Source organism: Streptomyces sp. NPDC107500, assembly GCF_055582785.1.
Map to the genome: position 1 here is coordinate 534,492 of NZ_JBVJPF010000005.1, position 18,823 is coordinate 553,314.

The 18,823-nt window shown below is 71.2% G+C and carries 15 protein-coding genes; 6 read left to right on the plus strand and 9 right to left on the minus strand.

Going from position 1 to position 18,823, the window contains the following annotated elements:
* Nucleotides 1-7: 7 nt before the first annotated feature.
* Entirely contained in the window at nucleotides 8-682 is a 675-nt protein-coding gene (locus ACZ67M_RS22810; protein WP_122616797.1) for a Crp/Fnr family transcriptional regulator, read from the minus strand.
* Between the two features lie 369 nt (nucleotides 683-1,051).
* Here ACZ67M_RS22810 and nth point away from each other — a divergent pair, with 369 nt between their 5' ends.
* From nth to ACZ67M_RS22825, 3 genes are read left to right on the plus strand one after another with little or no spacing between them, the layout of a single operon-like run.
* Nucleotides 1,052-2,059: an endonuclease III gene (gene nth / locus ACZ67M_RS22815; protein WP_469852486.1), complete on the plus strand. Its 1,008-nt coding sequence runs from the start codon at nucleotides 1,052-1,054 to the stop codon at nucleotides 2,057-2,059.
* Between the two features lie 52 nt (nucleotides 2,060-2,111).
* On the plus strand, nucleotides 2,112-2,825 hold the full coding sequence (locus tag ACZ67M_RS22820) for an NUDIX hydrolase (RefSeq protein WP_234959427.1): 714 nt from the start codon (nucleotides 2,112-2,114) through the stop codon (nucleotides 2,823-2,825).
* 45 nt (nucleotides 2,826-2,870) lie between these two features.
* Nucleotides 2,871-4,070 (plus strand): MarP family serine protease, encoded by a 1,200-nt coding sequence (locus ACZ67M_RS22825; protein WP_361361804.1) that lies wholly within the window; start codon nucleotides 2,871-2,873, stop codon nucleotides 4,068-4,070.
* Nucleotides 4,071-4,287: 217 nt separating this feature from the next.
* Here ACZ67M_RS22825 and ACZ67M_RS22830 read toward each other — a convergent pair whose 3' ends face one another.
* The 6 genes from ACZ67M_RS22830 to ACZ67M_RS22855 form a co-directional block, all read right to left on the minus strand.
* On the minus strand, nucleotides 4,288-4,479 hold the full coding sequence (locus ACZ67M_RS22830) for a hypothetical protein (RefSeq protein WP_234959429.1): 192 nt from the start codon (nucleotides 4,477-4,479) through the stop codon (nucleotides 4,288-4,290).
* 127 nt (nucleotides 4,480-4,606) lie between these two features.
* Nucleotides 4,607-5,560 carry an alpha/beta fold hydrolase gene (locus ACZ67M_RS22835; protein WP_125493015.1) on the minus strand — a complete coding sequence of 318 codons (954 nt, stop codon included), beginning with the start codon at nucleotides 5,558-5,560 and terminating at the stop codon, nucleotides 4,607-4,609.
* The gene (locus ACZ67M_RS22840) at nucleotides 5,557-6,045 is read right to left on the minus strand and encodes a phage holin family protein (RefSeq protein WP_053142649.1); all 489 of its coding nucleotides are present in this window, start codon (nucleotides 6,043-6,045) and stop codon (nucleotides 5,557-5,559) included. The genes ACZ67M_RS22835 and ACZ67M_RS22840 overlap by 4 nt, the downstream gene beginning before the upstream one ends.
* A 114-nt stretch (nucleotides 6,046-6,159) precedes the next feature.
* Nucleotides 6,160-7,584 carry a Na+/H+ antiporter NhaA gene (gene nhaA, locus ACZ67M_RS22845; protein WP_469852487.1) on the minus strand — a complete coding sequence of 475 codons (1,425 nt, stop codon included), beginning with the start codon at nucleotides 7,582-7,584 and terminating at the stop codon, nucleotides 6,160-6,162.
* A gap of 166 nt (nucleotides 7,585-7,750) precedes the next feature.
* Nucleotides 7,751-9,706, minus strand: a complete 1,956-nt coding sequence (gene acs, locus ACZ67M_RS22850; protein ID WP_361361809.1) for an acetate--CoA ligase — start codon at nucleotides 9,704-9,706, stop codon at nucleotides 7,751-7,753.
* 207 nt (nucleotides 9,707-9,913) lie between these two features.
* Complete coding sequence (locus tag ACZ67M_RS22855) at nucleotides 9,914-12,274, minus strand: bifunctional SulP family inorganic anion transporter/carbonic anhydrase (RefSeq protein ID WP_469852489.1); 2,361 nt, start codon at nucleotides 12,272-12,274, stop codon at nucleotides 9,914-9,916.
* A gap of 317 nt (nucleotides 12,275-12,591) precedes the next feature.
* Here ACZ67M_RS22855 and ACZ67M_RS22860 point away from each other — a divergent pair, with 317 nt between their 5' ends.
* Complete coding sequence (locus ACZ67M_RS22860) at nucleotides 12,592-13,872, plus strand: polysaccharide deacetylase family protein (protein ID WP_392011694.1); 1,281 nt, start codon at nucleotides 12,592-12,594, stop codon at nucleotides 13,870-13,872.
* Between the two features lie 22 nt (nucleotides 13,873-13,894).
* On the opposite strand, the gene ACZ67M_RS22865 is transcribed toward ACZ67M_RS22860, so the two are convergent.
* Entirely contained in the window at nucleotides 13,895-14,875 is a 981-nt protein-coding gene (locus tag ACZ67M_RS22865; protein ID WP_469852491.1) for an ATP-binding protein, read from the minus strand.
* Between the two features lie 111 nt (nucleotides 14,876-14,986).
* Between ACZ67M_RS22865 and ACZ67M_RS22870 the strand changes: the two genes are divergently transcribed.
* Nucleotides 14,987-15,811 (plus strand): Fic family protein, encoded by an 825-nt coding sequence (locus ACZ67M_RS22870; protein WP_361361817.1) that lies wholly within the window; start codon nucleotides 14,987-14,989, stop codon nucleotides 15,809-15,811.
* Nucleotides 15,812-16,156: 345 nt separating this feature from the next.
* Here ACZ67M_RS22870 and ACZ67M_RS22875 read toward each other — a convergent pair whose 3' ends face one another.
* Nucleotides 16,157-17,002, minus strand: a complete 846-nt coding sequence (locus ACZ67M_RS22875; protein ID WP_361361819.1) for an HAD family hydrolase — start codon at nucleotides 17,000-17,002, stop codon at nucleotides 16,157-16,159.
* 585 nt (nucleotides 17,003-17,587) lie between these two features.
* Between ACZ67M_RS22875 and ssd the strand changes: the two genes are divergently transcribed.
* Nucleotides 17,588-18,739, plus strand: coding sequence for a septum site-determining protein Ssd (gene ssd, locus ACZ67M_RS22880; RefSeq protein ID WP_469852493.1), 1,152 nt, complete (start codon nucleotides 17,588-17,590; stop codon nucleotides 18,737-18,739).
* The last annotated feature ends 84 nt before the right edge of the window (nucleotides 18,740-18,823 follow it).

Sequence of the window (18,823 nt, forward strand, 5' to 3'; positions counted from 1 at the left end):
GGGCGGCTCAGCGCGAGCGCTTGGCGAGCCGCTCCACGTCCAGCAGGATCACCGCGCGGGCCTCCAGGCGGAGCCAGCCGCGCTGCGCGAAGTCCGCCAGGGCCTTGTTGACCGTCTCGCGGGACGCGCCGACCAGCTGGGCCAGCTCCTCCTGCGTCAGGTCGTGCACGACGTGGATGCCCTCCTCGGACTGCACGCCGAACCGGCGGGAGAGGTCCAGCAGGGCGCGGGCGACGCGGCCGGGGACGTCCGAGAAGACCAGGTCCGACATGGCGTCGTTGGTCTTGCGCAGGCGGCGCGCGACGGCGCGCAGCAGGGCGGTGGCCACCTCGGGGCGGACGTTCAGCCAGGGCTGGAGGTCGCCGTGGCCGAGGGCCAGCAGCTTGACCTCGGTCAGCGCGGTGCCGGTCGCGGTGCGCGGGCCCGGGTCGAAGAGCGACAGCTCGCCGATCAGCTCGCTGGGACCGACCACGGCCAGCATGTTCTCGCGCCCGTCGGGGGACGTGCGGTGGAGCTTGACCTTGCCTTCCGTGACCACGTACAGGCGGTCTCCGGGGTCCCCCTCGTGGAAAAGGGTGTCGCCGCGGGCGAGGGTCACCTCACTCATGGAGGCGCGGAGCTCCGAGGATTGCTCGTCGTCGAGCGCCGCGAAGAGCGGGTTGCGCCGCAGAACGTCGTCCACGAGTTCTCTCCTTGTCGACCGGCTCAGAGGATCTTGTTCCCCCGGTGTACCAGGGGTCCGTGGTGCCCATTTTGCCGGACAGTCCAAACAGTGTGATCTGTCACAAGGATGCCGCACTGGTGTCCCGGGGTACGCGGCAGGGGTCCAATTGGACGTCGATCTTCGGGGTCCAGGGCGGATGTCGGTGCCGGGCCGTAGGCTGGCCGGGTGTCCAAATCGCCGGTGAGAGCACAGGCCGAGGGGGCTGCGCGGGTGAGTGTACGTCGCGATTCCGCTGTGGGCGAACAGGGCCCCGATGGCGGTAGGAAAACGGCGAAAGCGACAAAGAGGGCGGCGCCTGCCAAGAGGGTGACCGCGGAGAAGGATGCCGTGAAGAAGACCGCGCCCGCCAAGAAGGCCGCCCCTGCGAAGAAGGCCGCGAAGAAGGCGGCCCCCGCGAAGAAGGCCGCGCCCGCCAAGAAGCAGGCATCCGCCAAGGCCAAGAAGCAGGCCCCCGCGAAGAGGCAGGCCCCCGCCAAGACGCCCGCCGTCGCACCCAAGAAGGCCTCCGCCGCCGTCAAGGGCGTCGCCCCGGCGAAGACCGTCGCCGCTAAGCCGCCGCGCGGCGAGTCGCGCACCGCCCTGGTCCGCCGGGCCCGCCGGATCAACCGCGAGCTGGCCGAGGTCTACCCGTACGCCCACCCGGAGCTGGACTTCGAGAACCCGTTCCAGCTGGTCGTGGCCACCGTGCTGTCCGCCCAGACCACCGACCTGCGGGTCAACCAGACCACCCCCGCGCTCTTCGCCAAGTACCCCACCCCCGAGGACCTGGCCGCCGCCAACCCCGAGGAGGTCGAGGAGATCCTGCGCCCGACCGGATTCTTCCGGGCCAAGACCAAGTCGGTCATAGGGCTGTCGAAGGCCCTGGCGGAGGACTTCGGCGGCGAGGTCCCCGGCCGCCTCGAAGACCTGGTCAAACTGCCCGGTGTGGGCCGCAAGACCGCCTTCGTCGTACTCGGCAACGCCTTCGGCCGCCCCGGCATCACCGTGGACACGCACTTCCAGCGCCTGGTGCGCCGCTGGGAGTGGACCGAGGAGAGCGACCCGGACAAGATCGAGGCCGCCGTCGGCGCGCTCTTCCCGAAGAGCGACTGGACGGACCTCTCGCACCACGTGATCTGGCACGGCCGCCGCATCTGCCACGCCCGCAAGCCCGCCTGCGGCGCCTGCCCCATCGCCCCGCTCTGCCCGGCGTACGGCGAGGGCGAGACGGACCCGGAGAAGGCGAAGAAGCTGCTGAAGTACGAGAAGGGCGGCTTCCCCGGCCAGCGGCTGAACCCGCCGCGCGCCTATCTGGACGCGGGCGGGAAGGCGGCACCGCCGCTGGGGTCCGCGTGACGGAACGATCCCGGGGGCGTCGGGCGTTGGAGTCGGCAGGACGGGGGTGTGGATGACACGGGCGAGCGACACGCAGGGCCACGCGCGGGGCGCGATGCTCAGCAAGGAGGGTCTGCCGGACTGGCTGGACCCCGTGGTGCGGGCCGTCGAGACGGTGCGGCCCACGCAGCTGAGCCGCTTCCTGCCGCCCGCGGACGGGGCCGGCCGCCAGTCCGCCGTGCTGATCCTCTTCGGGGACGGTGCGGGCCGGGCCGGCCGCGGCCCCGAGCTGCTCCTCATGGAGCGGGCCGGCTCCCTGCGCTCCCATCCCGGCCAGCCGGCCTTCCCGGGCGGCGCCCTCGACCCCGAGGACGGTGATCCGCGGGGCGACGGGCCGCTGCGGGCCGCCCTGCGCGAGGCCGAGGAGGAGACCGGGCTCGACCCGTCCGGTGTGCAGCTCTTCGGTGCCCTGCCCAAGCTCTACATCCCGGTCAGCGGCTTCGTCGTCACCCCGGTGCTGGCCTGGTGGCGCGAGCCCTCCCCGGTCGGCGTCGTCGATCCCAACGAGACCGCGCGGGTCTTCACCGTCCCCGTGGCGGATCTCACGGACCCGGCCAACCGGGTGACCACCGTCCATCCCAGCGGGCACCGGGGCCCGGCATTCCTGGTCGAATCGGCGCTCGTATGGGGGTTCACCGCCGGCGTCATCGACCGGTTGCTGCACTTCGCGGGCTGGGAGCGGCCCTGGGACCGGGACAAGCAGGTCCCGCTGGACTGGCGCGCATGACAGGGTGGCCTGCGTACCGAAGACGACAAGGCGAGGCCTGAATCAGTGAACGTGCTGGACATCCTGTTGCTGCTGGCCGCCGTCTGGTTCGCGATCGTCGGGTTCCGCCAGGGCTTCGTCGTCGGCATCCTGTCCGTGACCGGCTTCCTCGGGGGCGGGCTCGTCGCCGTCTATCTGCTGCCGGTCGTCTGGGACGTACTGACGGACAACGCGGAGGTGAGCACGACCGCCGCCGTCGTCGCGGTCGTCGTCATCATCCTGTGCGCCTCTGTCGGCCAGGCCCTCACCACGCATCTGGGCAACAAGCTGCGCCGGTACATCACCTGGTCCCCGGCCCGCGCCCTGGACGCGACCGGCGGCGCCCTGGTCAACGTCGTCGCCATGCTCCTGGTCGCCTGGCTGATCGGTTCCGCCCTCGCCCGGACCACGATGCCGACGGTCGGCAAGGAGGTGCGGCAGTCCACGGTGCTGGGGGGTATGCAGGAGGTGCTGCCCGCGGGGGCCGAGAACTGGTTCGAGAGCTTCACGTCGGCCCTTGAGCAGAACGGCTTCCCGCAGGTCTTCAGCCCGTTCGCCAACGAGTCGATCCCCGACACGCAGCCGCCCGACCCGGCGCTGGCCAACAGCCCCGTCGCCGACCGCGCCAAGCGGTCCATCGTCAAGGTCATGGGCACCGCCCCCGACTGCGGCAAGGTCCTGGAGGGCACCGGCTTCGTCTTCGGCGACCGCAGGGTCATGACCAACGCCCATGTGGTGGGCGGCGTCGACGAGCCCACCGTGCAGATAGGCGGCGAGGGCAGGAAGTACGACGCGACGGTCGTCCTCTACGACTGGCGGCGCGACATCGCCGTACTCGACGTGCCGGAACTGGACGCGCCCGCCCTGCGGTTCACGGACGAGGACGCGAGCCGCGACGACGGCGCGATCGTCGCGGGGTTCCCGGAGAACGGCGCGTACGACGTCCGTGCCGCCCGGATCCGCGGGCGCATCACCGCCAACGGTCCGGACATCTACCACCGCGACACCGTCGGCCGCGACGTCTACTCGCTGTACGCGACCGTCCGTCAGGGAAACTCCGGTGGCCCCCTGCTGACGCCCGAGGGCGAGGTCTACGGCGTGGTCTTCGCCAAGTCCCTGGACGACCCCGAGACCGGCTACGCGCTCACCGTGGACGAGATCCGCGAGGACATCAGCGAGGGCCGCGCGGCCAACCAGCAGGTCGACAGCGACAGCTGCGCGCTCTAGGGCCTGTCTGACAGTTCCCTCCCCCAGCCTCCGGCCGGGAGGTGCCCCCAGCCTCGCGACGCCATGCACGCACTCTCGCCGCACCGGGCGCAGAGCCAAGTACATCCAGTACGAGGCTCTACGCCCGGCACGGCGAGAGCACGCACCTGACGCCGCGAGGCCGCCCTCCGGGCGACGACGGGAATTGTCAGACAGGCCCTAGGGCCACGCGGGAGATCTACACCTGCGAGCCGCGTTGGTGGCGCAGTCGTACCGAGACCCAGCGGGCCCGGCGGCGCAGGATGAGGGGGATGCCCACCCGCGGGTCGGCACCCGCCAGTTGCGGGGTGCCGCCTCGTCGGTGAATGCTCATGCCGCTCGTGGAGCGGCCGTCGCGTGCTACGTCGTTGTAGTCGTGCGTCCAGCCCATACCGGGACGTGTGCCCCCGACCCAAGGTCGATAACCGCTCGGCGGGCGCCCAATTGGCCTATGCGCGGGGCAAGTGGCCGCTCATAGGACAAGCGTTCTGGTTCGGATACGGGATGCGTCCGTTCCGTCACCGATCGGGTTCGGGATCCTTCAGCCAGTTGATCAGTTCGGTCGAGAACGCGACCGGATCCTCTTCGTGCGGGAAGTGTCCGAGACCGTCGAACAGCCGCCAGCGGTACGGCGCTTCGACGTACTGCCCGGACCCGGCCGCGCTCCGCGTCCGCATCACGGGGTCGAGCGAACCGTGCAGGTGCAGGGTCGGCACGCGCACCGGCCGCTTCATCCGGCGGTAGAACTGGATGCCGTCCGGACGGGCCAGCGAGCGCACCAGCCAGCGGTACGGCTCGACGGAGCAGTGCGCCGTGGAGGGGACGCACATCGCGCGCCGGTACGCCGTCACCGCCTCCTCGTCCAGCAGCCGCGGCCCCGACCAGTCGTGGAGCAGCCGGCCGACCAGCGCGCCGTCGTCCGCGGTGAGTTGACGCTCCGGCACCCACGGGCGCTGGAAGCCCCAGATGTAGGAGCCCGCCCGGCTCTGCCGGACGTCTCCGAGCATGGCCGAGCGCCAGCGCCGGGGGTGCGGCATCGAGGAGACCGCGAGCCGCCGCACCAGCTTGGGCCGCATCGCGGCGGCCGTCCAGGCCAGGTAGCCGCCCAGGTCGTGGCCGACCAGCGCGGCGTCCGGCTCGCCGAGCGAGCGGACCACCCCGGTGATGTCGAGGGCCAGGCCGGCGGGGTCGTAGCCGCGCGGGGTGCGGTCGCTGCCGCCGACGCCGCGCAGGTCCATGGCGACCGCGCGGAATCCCGCGTCGGCGAGCGCCACGAGCTGGTGCCGCCACGTCCACCAGAACTGGGGGAAGCCGTGCAGCAGCAGCACCAGCGGCCCGTCGCCCAGTTCGGCGATGTGGAAGCGGGCGCCGTTGGCCGCGACGTCCCGGTGGATCACCTCGTGGCCGCCGGGCATGGCCGGCCGGACGACCGAAGTGGGGGGCTGGCCCGAAGGGGTGGTGGAGCCGGTCATGAGGACGAGCGTGCCACAGCCTCGATGGCTTCGGGGGACCGGTCCGCGGGCAGCTCCGGACGCGGGTGCGGCTTGGCGTTCTGCAGGACGCCCGCCGACTGCTTCACCGAGGCGGCGACCTTCTGCGGGCCCTTGCCCTTCTTGGCCTTCTTCGCGAAGACGATGCCGATCAGCGCGAGGAGGGCCGCGACGAGGACGTTCGCCGCGAAGGACAGCAGGAAGCAGACGGCCATGTTCCAGCCGCTCCAGGTCCGGATGCCGTAGGCGAGCGCGAAGCTCAGCATCGGCAGCGAGAACAGGAGGACGGCCCCGGCCGCGGAGAACGCGCCGCCGCTCGTCGCCCCGCGCTTGACGTCCTGCCTCAGCTGCGCCTTGGCCAGCGCGATCTCGTCGTGCACGAGCGCCGACAATTCGGTGGTCGCCGAGGCGAACAGCTGGCCGATGCTGCGTTCGGTGCCGACCGGGCTGCCGTCGGGTGCGCTCATCGCGGTCTCCCTCTTCTGCTGGCTCATCTGCGTACGGTTTCGTGACGTCGTCCTCGGCCCCGGTGCGTCCGGTCCGAGCGCGAACGGTCCCGTCTTTTGTACCGTCTCGTCAGATCATGCCGGACCGCCGCCCTCATCGCCTGCCCCGCCCTTCACTTCGGCAAGCCGTGCGGCCTCCATCTCCTCGGCGATCCGGCGGTGCTCGGCGGCCTTCTTCTCGTAGATCGCGGCGACGCGCAGGTGGTAGGCGGGGTCGTCCTCCTCGTAGATGTCGGGGACGCCGCTGAGGTCGTCGTCGCGCTCCTCGTCGGCCACCATCCCGCGGTACTTGGCGTTCCGTATCTTCAGCAGCACCGTCGCCAGGGCCGCCGCGACCAGCGAGCCGGTGAGGACGGCGGCCTTCACCTCGTCGGTCAGCGCCGCGTCGCCCTCGAAGGCCAGCTCGCCGATGAGCAGCGAGACGGTGAACCCGATGCCGGCCAGCGTCGCCACCGCGAACACGTCGGCCCATTCCAGGTCGTCGCTGAGCGAGGCCTTGGTGAAGCGCGCGGTCAGCCAGGTGCTGCCGAAGATGCCGACCGTCTTGCCGATCACGAGGCCCAGCACCACACCGAGGGTCTCCGGCCTGGTGAACACGTCGGCGAGCGCTCCACCCGAGATGGACACACCCGCGCTGAACAGCGCGAACAGCGGCACGGCCAGGCCCGCCGACAGCGGGCGCACCAGGTGCTCGATGTGCTCGCCCGGTGCGTGGTCCTCGCCCTCGCGCCGGTGGCAGCGCAGCATCAGGCCCATCGCGACACCGGCGATGGTGGCGTGGATGCCGCTGTTGTACATCAGCCCCCAGATCACGAGGGCGAGCGGGACGTACACGTACCAGCCGCGCACGCCCTTGCGCAGCAGCAGCCAGAAGACGCCGAGGCCGACGACCGCGCCGCCCAGTGCGGCGAAGTTCAGGTCGGAGGTGAAGAAGACCGCGATGATCAGGATCGCGAACAGGTCGTCGACGACCGCGAGCGTCAGCAGGAACGCGCGCAGGGCGCTGGGCAGGGACGTGCCGATGACGGCGAGCACGGCGAGCGCGAAGGCGATGTCGGTGGCGGTGGGCACGGCCCAGCCGGCCAGGGAGCCGCCGCCCGTGGTGGCGGTGACCGTGTAGACGAGGGCCGGTACGGCCATGCCGCACAGGGCGGCCACCACGGGGAGGGCGGCTGCCCGCGGGTCCTTGAGGTCACCGGCGACGAGTTCGCGCTTGAGCTCGATGCCGGCGACGAAGAAGAAGATCGCGAGGAGCCCGTCGGCGGCCCAGTGCGCGACGGAGAGGTCCAGGCCGATGGCCGCGGGGCCGAAGTGGAAGTCGCTGACGCTCTCGTAGCTGTCGTGCAGCGCCGGGATGTTCGTCCACACCAGTGCGGCGACCGCGGCGACCAGCAGCAGCACACCGCCGACGGTCTCGGTGCGCAGCGCCTCCGCGACGTAGTTCCGCTCCGGGAGGGACAGGCGTCCGAAGGCTTTGCGGGCGGTGCGGGGCGCGGTCACGGGGAAGACCTCCGGTCTGTGGGCAGCACTGAAACACTTGCCGACCAGACTTCCCGGCGCACCATGAGGATCTTGTTGGTTTTCTTACGCGCTCCCCAGCCTACCCATACGGCAAACGGAAAGGGCACCCGGCGGATCTTCGCCGGGTGCCCTCGGAGCAGGGGGTTCAGTCCTCGCTGGGTGCCGCGGGGAGCTTCGTCTGGATGAGGTCCATGACGGTGGAGTCGGTCAGGGTGGTGACGTCCCCGAGCTGGCGGTTCTCCGCCACGTCCCGCAGCAGTCGCCGCATGATCTTGCCGGAGCGGGTCTTCGGCAGCTCGGCCACCGGCAGGATCCGCTTGGGCTTGGCGATCGGGCCGAGCGCGGTGCCGACGTGGTTGCGCAGCTCGGTGACCAGGCCCTCGGACTCCGCCGCCGTGCCGCGCAGGATCACGAAGGCCACGATGGCCTGTCCGGTCGTCTCGTCGGCCGCGCCGACCACGGCCGCCTCGGCGACCGAGGGGTGGGAGACGAGGGCCGACTCGACCTCGGTGGTGGAGATGTTGTGGCCGGAGACGAGCATCACGTCGTCGACCCGGCCGAGCAGCCAGATGTCGCCGTCGTCGTCCTTCTTGGCGCCGTCGCCCGCGAAGTACTTGCCCTCGAAGCGCGACCAGTACGTGTCGATGAACCGCTGGTCGTCGCCCCAGATGGTGCGCAGCATCGACGGCCACGGCTCGGTGAGGACCAGGTAGCCGCCCCCGCCGTTCGGCACCTCGCGGGCCTCGTCGTCGACGACGGTGGCGGAGATGCCGGGCAATGCGCGCTGGGCGGAGCCGGGCTTGGCCTCGGTGACGCCGGGCAGCGGTGTGATCATCATCGCGCCGGTCTCGGTCTGCCACCAGGTGTCCACGACCGGGGTCGCGTCCGCGCCGATGTTCTTGCGGTACCAGACCCACGCCTCGGGGTTGATCGGCTCACCGACCGAGCCGAGGACGCGCAGGGAGGTGAGGTCGAACTTCGCGGGGATGTCGTCGCCCCACTTCATGAACGTCCGGATCGCGGTGGGCGCGGTGTAGAGGATCGTCACGCCGTACTTCTGCACGATCTCCCAGAACCGGCCCTGGTGCGGGGTGTCCGGGGTGCCCTCGTACATGACTTGCGTCGCGCCGTTGGCGAGCGGGCCGTAGACGATGTAGGAGTGGCCGGTGACCCAGCCGACGTCGGCGGTGCACCAGTAGACGTCGGTCTCCGGCTTGAGGTCGAAGACCGCCCAGTGCGTGTACGCCGTCTGGGTGAGGTAGCCGCCGGAGGTGTGCAGGATGCCCTTGGGCTTACCCGTCGTACCGGACGTGTAGAGGATGAAGAGCGGGTGCTCGGCGTCGAACGCCTCCGGCGTGTGCTCGGCCGACTGCCGGTCGACGGTCTCGTGCCACCACTTGTCGCGGGAGTCGTCCCAGGCGACGTCCTGCCCGGTGCGGCGGACGACGAGCACGTGCTCGACGATGCCGGCCCGCTCGGCGGCCTCGTCGACGGCCGGCTTGAGCGCGGACGGCTTGCCGCGCCGGTAGCCGCCGTCGGCGGTGATGACGACCTTGGCGTCGGCGTCCTGGATGCGGGTGGCGAGGGCGTCGGAGGAGAAGCCGCCGAAGACCACCGAGTGGGCGGCGCCGATCCGGGCGCAGGCCAGCATCGCGATCGCCGTCTCCGGGATCATCGGCATGTAGACCGCGACCCGGTCGCCCTTCTGCACGCCCAGCTCAAGGAGGGCGTTGGCGGCCTTGGAGACCTCGTCCTTCAGCTCGGCGTAGGTGACGGCGCGGCTGTCGCCGGGCTCGCCCTCGAAGTGGATGGCGACGCGGTCGCCGTGACCGGCCTCCACGTGCCGGTCGACGCAGTTGTAGGCGACGTTGAGCTTGCCGTCCTTGAACCACTTGGCGAACGGCGGATTCGACCAGTCGAGGGTCTCGGTCGGCTCCTCGGCCCAGGTCAGCCGGCGGGCCTGCTCGGCCCAGAAGCCGAGCCTGTCTGCCTTGGCCCGTTCGTACGCCTCTGCCGTGACGTTGGCGTTCGCGGCCAGGTCGGCAGGGGGTGCGAACCTGCGTTCTTCCTTGAGCAGGTTGGCCAAGGATTCGTTGCTCACGACATCTCCCATTCTCAGGGTTGTCCGTTGTGTCCCAGGCCACAGCTCATCAGACCCGGGGGGCCGGTGACAAGGGCCGACGGGCAATTGGTTTAGACCTGTCGTGTTCCTGTGCCGCGTTCCCTTCGCGGCCCTGGTCACCCGTACCCACGGACGCCGGCGGTGCCGAGTTCAGCCTCTGTAACGCCCGTCACACCCTGCGGGCGGTCAGACGGTCAGGTCGGTCTCCAGCACCCGCTCGAACACGGCCTCCCCGCCGCCCTCGGCGAGCAGGTACGCCTGGGCCTCGCCGACGTGGAAGTACATGCCGTGCAGTTCCAGGTCGCCGGCGCCCAGGGCCCGGGACACCGACTCATGGGCGCGCAGGTGCTCCAACTGCTGGACCACGTTGGCCAGGCAGAGCTGCTCGGCCGCGTCGGCGGGCCCGCGTCCCGCGAGCCGGGGCCGGGTGCCGTCGTCCTCGGGCAGGCGCTCCAGGCTCGGCAGCCCGTGCCGCAGCCACCTCTTGAGCGGTGTCTGTCTGCCGCCGGGCTCGGCGCTGAGCAGCGCCTGCATGGCGCCGCACCCGGAGTGCCCGCACACGGTGATGGACCGCACCTTCAGCACGTCCACCGCGTACTCGATCGCGGCGGCCACCGAGTCGTCGCCCTCGTCGCCGGGCAGCGGTACCAAGTTGCCCACATTGCGTACGACGAAGAGGTCGCCGGGGCCGCTGGAGGTGATCATCGATGTGACCACCCGGGAGTCGGCGCAGGTCAGGAAGAGCTGGGAAGGCTGCTGTCCCTCCCGTGCCAGCCGGGCCAGCTCGCCGCGGACCAGGGGGGCGGTGTTGCGCTGGAAGGCGCTGATGCCGCGCGCGAGTTCGCGCCCGACGGCCGCACCGGGCGCCGGGTCGGCGGCGTCGCCGGTGGCATCCGGCCGCCCGGCGCCGGGCGGAGGCGCGGTGGGCGGCCGTTCGCACTGGTGGTTGCGCCAGGGGGTCCAGGGGCGGCAGCGGCAGTTGTCCGTGTCCGCCGGTTCGGAGATGCGGGTGCCGGGACGGCGGCCGGTGATGTTGACGGAGCCGCCCTGTGCGGTGTGCGTCTTCTGCCAGTCCTGCAGCGTCTCGAACGCCGCGTGGTCCATGAACGACCCGTCCAGCTCCACGACGGCGGCCGATCCGTGCGGCACCTGGTGCAGGATCCGGCTGAGCCGGGGCACCGCGAGGAAGGTCAACTGGCCCCGCACGTGGACATGGTGGACCCCCTCGGTCTCGTCGTGGGTGATGCGCATGCGGGTGAGCCGGTGCAGGGCCACGGCGACGGCGACGGCGATGCCCAGGGCGACGCCCTCCAGGACGCCGAGGAACACCACGCCGGCGGTGGTGACCGCGTAGACCAGCACCTCACGGTGGCGGGTCACCGTGCGGATGTGGTTCAGCGAGACCATCTTGAGCCCGACGGCCATGACCAGGGCGGCGAGCGAGGCGAGCGGGATCAGCTCCAGGGCGGGGACCAGCAGGAGCGCGGCGATCACTACGAGAACGCCGTGCAGCATCGTGGAGTTCCGGCTGACGGCGCCCGCCGCCACGTTCGCGGAGCTGCGCACGGCCACGCCGGCGATGGGCAGTCCGCCGAGCGATCCGGAGACGATGTTGGCGGCGCCCTGTCCGAGCAGCTCGCGGTCGAGGTCGGAGCGCTTGACGCGGCCGGTCAGCCCCGGCCGGGCGGCGACCAGCTTGTCCACGGCGACCGCGCCGAGCAGGGACTGCACACTGCACACCAGTGTGGTGGTGAGGACGGCCGCGACCAGCCCGAGCACCGGACCGTCGGGCAGCGTCGCCAGCGCGTGACTGCTCCAGGACGGCAGGTCGACCTTGGGCAGGCGGAGCCCGGCGAGGGCGGCGACCGCGGTGGCGCCCGCGACGGCGACCAGGGCGGCGGGCATCTTGCCCAGGAGCCGCCCGGCCCGGCCCGGCACGCGGGGCCAGAACGTCAGCAGGGTCAGCGTCAGCACGCTCACCGCCACGTCGGCCGGGCGCAGGTTCGCCAGCTGCGCGGGGAGCGCGACCAGGTTGTCGGGCACGGAACTCTGCGGGGTGCCGCCGAGGACGATGTGCAGCTGGGCGACGGCGATGGTGACGCCGATGCCGGCGAGCATGCCGTGCACGATGGCGGGGCTCACCGCGAGGGCCGAGCGGGCCACGCGCAGGCAGCCGAGGCCCAGTTGGGCGAGGCCGGCGACGACGGTGATGGCGCAGGTCGTGCGCCATCCGTACTGCTGGATGAGGTCGGCGGTGACCACGGTGAGGCCTGCGGCGGGGCCGCTGACCTGGAGGGGGCAGCCGCCGATCCGCCCGGCGACGATCCCGCCCACCGCGGCCGCGACGAGGCCGGCCTGGAGGGGGGCGCCGGTGGCGAGGGCGATGCCCAGGGAGAGGGGCAGGGCGATCAGGAAGACCGCGATGGCGGCCGACACGTCGGCGCCCGCGACGCGGAAGCGCCGGGGGCCGCGGGGCGGCGGGCTGTGCGGTGGGTGGACGTGCTCGGCACGGGCCGGATCGGCGTGGGCGGGGACGCAGGCTGACATTTTTCCCGTCTCCTCCGGGGCTGCGCGGTCGCGGTCATGCGGCCGTGGGTCACGGCGTACAGCGGCGGGATGCCAGAGCGCTCGGTGATTGCGCTCAGTAAACAGAGCGTAATTCAGAGTAAAGAAAAGGCATAGGCTTTTCGCGCAAGTGGAGTAATGGACCGCTCGACCGAGTGAACCGGTTATTTCATCGGCTTGTCGTACTAATTCCTTCTCATTTCCGTGTCACCTTGACGGCGCTGACGGCACGGCCCGGCTCAGCACCCGACATCGCCTCGTCGGCGTTGGCCCGAGAGAAGGAAGAAGGTGGGCGGAACATGGCCACCACCCACAGGATGGCCGCGTGCACCGTGGTCGCGGCGGTCTGCGCCTCCGCGCTCGCCGGTTGCGCGCTCGGCAGCGGCAGCGGTTCCGGTGAAGGGACACATGGCTCGCAGAGGGAAAAGGGGGAAGCCGCCCCGGCGCCGAAGAACGCGGTCCGCCTGATCGGCGACGGTTCCACCGCGTACACCGGGGCGCAGCCCCACCTGCCGCGCCCCGAACGGCTCAAGCCCGGCCAGAAGCCACCGCAGTTCGTGGTCTTCTCGTGGGACGGCGCGGGCGAGGACAGTCAGAAATTGTTCTCCCACTTCCGCGAAGTGGCCAAGGAGAACAACGCCACGATGACGTATTTCCTGAGCGGCGTGTATCTGCTGCCGGAGGAGAAGCGGGACCTGTACAGGCCGCCGCAGCATTCCCCGGGCCGTTCCGACATCGGCTTCAACGACCAGCAGGGAATCGCCGACACCGTCGAGCAGTTGCGTCTGGCGTGGCTGGAGGGCAACGAGATCGGCACCCACTTCAACGGGCACTTCTGCGGCGCCGGCGGCGGCGTCGGCGAGTGGTCGGTCGACGAGTGGAAGGACGAGATCGGCCAGGCCAAGCAGTTCGTCAAGTCCTGGAAGAGCAACACCGGGACGGGGGAAGCATCACCTCTTCCGTTCGACTACGACAAGGAGCTGATCGGCGCCCGCACGCCCTGCCTGGAGGGCCAGAAGAACTTCACGAGGGCCGCGAGCGAGATGGGCTTCCGCTACGACAGCAGCGGAGTCAACAACCAGGTCTGGCCGGCCAAGAAGCAGGGCCTGTGGGACCTTTCGATGCAGCTCGTGCCGTTCCCCGGCCACTCCTACGAGCAGCTCACCATGGACTACAACTACATGGTCAACCAGTCGGGGACCACCACCCAGGGCGACCCCGCCAAGCGGGAGTTCTGGGGCGACCAGATGCGCGACAGCCTGCTCCAGGGCTTCCAGCGGGCCTACGACGGCAACCGCGCACCGCTGATCATCGGCAACCACTTCGAGTCCTGGAACGGCGGCACCTACATGCGCGCCATCGAGGAGACCATCGAGCAGGTGTGCAACGAGAAGGAGGTGCGCTGCGTCTCCTTCCGGCAGCTCGCCGACTGGCTGGACGCACAGGATCCGAAGGTCCTGAAGAAGCTGCGCACCCTCGGCGTCGGCGAGGCCCCCGCGAAGGGCTGGGCGCCCTTCCTGTCGGCCGCGCCCGCACCGGCACCGAAGGGCGTCCCCGGGGCACCGGCCGCCAAGCAGTAGCGCGACGGCCCCCGCGCGGGGGTCACGCGGGGGTGGCGACCTCCTCGCCGAGCACGAAGCCGGGGTCGATCTGCGCCGCCAGGTCGGTCCCGGTGCGCTCGTTGCCCCAGCTCTGGGCGTTCTTCAGGTGGAAGTGGACCATCTGGCGCGTGTAACGCTCCCAGTCCCGCGACTCGTACGTCTCGTCCGCGGCCGTGCGCAAGGCGCGCAGCGCACGGTCGTTGACGTCCTCCAGGAGGTCGAACCGGGGCGGGCGGCCCTTCTCCATGGCGCGCACCCAGTCCGAGTGCCCGACGGTCACCAGGAGGTCGTCGCCGACCTGTCCGCGCAGGAAGTCGAGGTCGTCCGGTCCCTGCACCTTGTTGCCGACGACCTTCAGGGTGACGCCGAAGTCGCGGGCGTACTCCTTGTACTGGCGGTAGACGGAGACACCCTTCCGGGTCGGCTCGGCGACGAGGAACGTGATGTCGAAGCGGGTGAACATGCCGGAGGCGAACGAGTCCGAGCCGGCGGTCATGTCGACCACGACGTACTCGTCGCGGCCGTCGACCAGGTGGTTCAGGCACAGCTCCACCGCTCCCGTCTTGGAGTGGTAGCAGGCGACTCCCAGGTCGGCGTCGGTGAAGGGGCCGGTGACCATCAGACGGACGGCCCCGCCGTCCAGCTCCACCGGCCGGGCGCAGGCGTCGTACACCGGGTTGTCCTCGCGCACCCGCAGCAGGCGCGACCCCTCGCCGGGCGGCGTCGTCTTGATCATCTTGTCGGCGGAGGGGATGCGCGGATTGGTGCCGCGCAGGTGGTCCTTGATCAGCGGCAGGTGCGCGCCCATCGCGGGAAGCCCGGCCGACTCCGCCTCGTCGAGGCCCAGCGCGGCCCCGAGGTGCTGGTTGATGTCGGCGTCGATCGCGACCACGGGTGCGCCGTCGGCGGCGAGATGGCGGACGAACAGGGAGGACAGGGTGGTCTTGCCGCTGCCGCCCTTCCCAACGAAAGCAATTTTCATGTTCACCAAGCGTAGTGTCTCGATAGCTGTACGTGGCACACGGGCCCGGTAATACGTGAAGAAGACCACTCATTCGTGGGGCGCGGCGCAGGGGTGCGTAGGGTCGTACTCATGAGTACGACAGGCGCGACCGCCGATCCGCTCGCGGCCCTGGGCGCACTGCCCGGCGTGGCCGAGTCCGTGGAGTCCGTACGCAAGGCCGTGGACCGCGTCTACGGCCACCGGATCATGCGGCGCCGCAGCAACGAGATCACCTCCGAGGCGGCCCTGCGCGGCGCCCGGGGCTCGGCCGCGCTGTCCGGGGCGGACTGGGCCCTGGAGGAGGTCCGCAGGCGGACCGACTTCAGTGGTGACGCCGAGGCGCGCGCGGTGGGCGCGGCCCTGCGGCTGACCGCCGAGGCGGGGCAGCTGCTCTCCATCTGGCGTCAGTCGCCGCTGCGGGTGCTGGCCCGGCTGCACCTGGTCGCCGCCGCCGACAAGGCGGACCAGGTGGGACGGCCCCGCCAGGAGGGCGAGCCGGTGGACGAACCGCTCGTCGAACTGCCGCTGCCCGGCGCCGGGGAGGCGCACGGCCGGCTGGACGGGCTGGCCGCGCTGGTCACGGCGGGCGGCTCCGCGCCGGCGCTGGTGACGGCCGCCGTCGTGCACGGCGAACTGCTGGCCCTGCGGCCCTTCACCTCCCACAACGGACTGGTCGCGCGCGCGGCCGAGCGCATCGTCCTGGTCGGCAGCGGCCTCGACCCGAAGTCGGTCTGCCCGGCCGAGGTCGGCTACGCCGAACTGGGCCGCGCGCCCTACCTGGCGGCGCTCGACGGCTACGTTTCCGGAACTCCTGAGGGCATGGCCGCCTGGATCGCCCACTGCGGCACCGCGGTGACACTGGGCGCGCGCGAGTCGACGGCGGTGTGCGAGGCGCTCCAGCGAGGGGCGGCGTAGGCGCCGGGCAGAGAAATGCGGCGGTACGAGGGCTCGTACCGCCGCTGGCATGTCCACCGGGGTACCAAGCGTCCTCGATGTGTTGCCCATCAGGCCGGGTACTTTGCCCGTCACCTGGTGCGGCTGGCCCGTAATCGACGGGTCGACGTCGCGTGGGTGCCCAGTGGCCATGCTCGGTCCGTGGGGCCAAATGCGTTATCTAAGGTGATCCTTTCGGATGTCCTTGGTCTCGCGGGCCGTTGATTCCTTTGTACTCCTGCCCCCGAGCAAGCGGAAGTGCTCGCCGCACTTCTTTACTTTTGCGCTCATACGCGGGTGAAAGGGCCCTGCCGGCCCGGCGTGCCGTCAGGCTGCCGCGGCCCTCCGCCGGCTCGCGTACCAGACCAGTCCCGCCGTGGCCGCCGCCGCACCGACCGCGGCGGCGGCCACCAGGGCCGGGCGGGGCGGTACGGAGAACCCACGGATCCGCTGCTTGAGCCGCACCGGCCGGTGGAAGTCGAGAATCGGCCACCCGCGCGCGAGAGCCTCGCGGCGCAGCGCCCGGTCCGGGTTCACGGCGTGGGGGTGGCCGACGGCCTCCAGCATCGGCAGGTCGGTGGCCGAGTCGCTGTAGGCGTAGCAGCGGGACAGGTCGTAGCCCTCCGACTCGGCCAGCTCCCGGATCGCCGCCGCCTTCGTGGGCCCGTACGCGTAGTACTCCACCTCGCCGGTGAAGCAGCCGTCGTCGCCCACGATCATGCGGGTCGCCACCACCCGGTCCGCGCCCAGCAGTTCACCGATCGGTTCGACGACCTCGGCGCCCGACGTGGAGACGATCACGACGTCGCGGCCGGCGGTGTGGTGCTCCTCGATCAGGGAGGCGGCCTCGTCGTAGATGATCGGGTCGATCAGGTCGTGCAGGGTCTCGGCGACCAGTTCCTTGACCAACTGGACGTTCCAGCCCCGGCACAGTGCGGACAGGTACTCCCGCATCCGCTCCATCTGGTCGTGGTCGGCCCCTCCGGCGAGGAAGACGAACTGGGCATATGCGGTACGCAACACGGCCCTGCGGTTGATCAGTCCGCCTTGGTAGAACGACTTGCTGAACGTCAGCGTGCTCGACTTCGCAATGACCGTCTTGTCCAGGTCAAAGAAGGCCGCTGTGCGGGGCATGGAGTGGCGCAAGGAGGGGTTTTCCACGACCCTGAGCATAGGTGCAGCCCATTCGGCGTAAGGTGGGGCGTGTGGGTTTGCCTGAGAAGGCTCTCGGGTACACCATGGAAGTCACGGATCGTTCGCGACCGTGCTAACCCGGTCCGACTCCTCCCCCCCCGAGTCGGCCGTGGAGACGACCCCCGCTCTCCCCCCCGGCGGGGGTCGTCGCATGTCCGGGTGGGTTTTCCGGCTCTCGTCCTGTTCCGGTCTCCGTGTCGTGATGACGCACGGAGGCCTACTCGTCATGCCCATGATTGGCTACTCAGTGTAGTTGCCGGGCTGCTCTGCGGAAGCCGTGCACAGGGCGCGGAGGCCATGTGGACGGAGCGCGGGTGGGAGTGCGGGAGGCCCGGCAGGGCTCACCGGTTTGAGTGACGGCGATATTCACAACCGTCAACTTGTCCACAGTTTTGGACCAAGATCCACACTATTTCCGCGTTCGCCGCACCGTGATTCCCATGCGTCCGGGCCGCGCCGACTTCCACGGCCGGATCTCTTTGCCGGACGCGCCATGTCGGCCGTTCATGCGGGGACCGCTTTCCGGTTCTTCACGCGGCCGCGAATCGAAGGGGGAAGCGAACCATGGCCGGAAACATCACGCACGATCCGCCGCCCACCGCGGGAGGGCGGCGCGGCGGGCCGCTGATCGTCACGGAGGACACCGAACTCCTCGACGATCTGTTGCGCCTGTGCGCCGCGGCCGGCGCCACACCGGAGGTGCACCACTCGCTGCCGGCGGTGTCGGGGGCGACCGCCGGGCGGACCGGAGGCGGTACGTCCGGACAGCTCGGGGGCTGGGAGGCCGCGCCGCTCGTGATCGTCGGTGACGACGCCGCACGGCGCGTGCGCGGAGCCGTGCGGAGGCGAGGCGTGGTCCTGATCGGCCGCGACCAGGACGACTCCGGGGTCTGGCAGCGGGCCGTCGAGATCGGCGCCGACCACGTGCTGATGCTGCCCGACGGCGAGCAGTGGCTGGTCGACCGCATCGCCGACGTCACCGAGGGCGTCGGCAAGCCGGCCCTCACCGTCGGCGTCATCGGCGGCCGGGGCGGCGCGGGAGCGTCGACGCTGGCCTGCGCGCTCGCCGTCACCTCCGCACGGGAGGGGATGCGCAGCCTCCTGGTGGACGCCGATCCGCTGGGCGGCGGTCTGGACGTCCTCCTCGGCGGTGAGACCGCCGACGGGCTGAGGTGGCCCGCGTTCGCCGCCTCGCGCGGACGCGTCGGGAGCGGCGCCCTGGAGGAGTCGCTGCCGGAGCTGCATGCGCTGCGGGTACTCAGCTGGGACCGGGGCGACTGCGTCGCGGTACCGGCGCAGGCCGTCCGCGCGGTGCTCGCCGCGGCCCGGCGCAGGGGCGGCACGGTCGTCGTCGACCTGCCGCGTCGGATCGACGACGGCGCCGCGGAGGTCCTCGCCCAGCTCGACGTCGGGCTCCTCGTCGTCCCCGCCGAGCTGCGGGCCGTCGCCGCGGCCGGCCGGGTGGCCACCGCGGTCGGCATGGTCCTGCGCGACCTCCGCGTCGCGGTACGCGGGCCGTACGCATCCGGACTCGACGACCGCGAGGTGGCCCGGCTGCTCGGACTGCCCCTGGCCGGCGAGGTGCCGGTCGAGCCGGGACTGCTGCGCGCCGCGGAGAGCCGACGCCCACCGGGCACGTCCGCCCGCGGACCCCTGGCGCGCTTCTGCCGGGAGTTCTGGGACCGGGCGCTGGTGGAGACGGGGGGTGTGGTGTGAGCGCCGTGGGCTCGGTCTTCGCGGGGGAGTCGAGCGGGGGAGGGGGCGCGGCCGACGCGGGACCCGGAGGGCGCGGTCCTGGGA